General features: G+C 57.2%; 1 protein-coding gene. It reads left to right on the forward strand.

Going from position 1 to position 311, the window contains the following annotated elements; genetic code table 11:
- Nucleotides 1-311: hypothetical protein (locus N2K84_RS20400; RefSeq protein ID WP_282593668.1), on the forward strand; the 311-nt coding region annotated here is incomplete at both ends.

Genomic DNA, 311 nt, shown 5'->3' on the forward strand with positions numbered 1-311 from the left:
AAACCGAACGAAGCCTACCCAAAACAGCGCGTCGAAGAAATCGACCGTCAGCTGGACCTGCTGGCACAGGCTGAACTGCAACGACGTCAACAAGCACAAGCCGACTCCCTGGCACGGGCACAGCTCGAAGCCAGCTACCGGCAGACTATCGCCCAGGCTGATCAGCAGTTCAATCAGCAGGAATGGCAACCGGCTAAAACATCCTACCAAACTGCACTCGGGCTGAAACCGAACGAAGCCTACCCAAAACAGCGCGTCGAAGAAATCGACCGTCAGCTGGACCTGCTGGCACAGGCTGAACTGCAACGACG

The sequence above is a fragment of the Gaoshiqia sediminis genome (genome assembly GCF_025907915.1).
In the GTDB taxonomy this organism is placed as follows: Bacteria; Bacteroidota; Bacteroidia; order Bacteroidales; family Prolixibacteraceae; genus Gaoshiqia; species Gaoshiqia sediminis.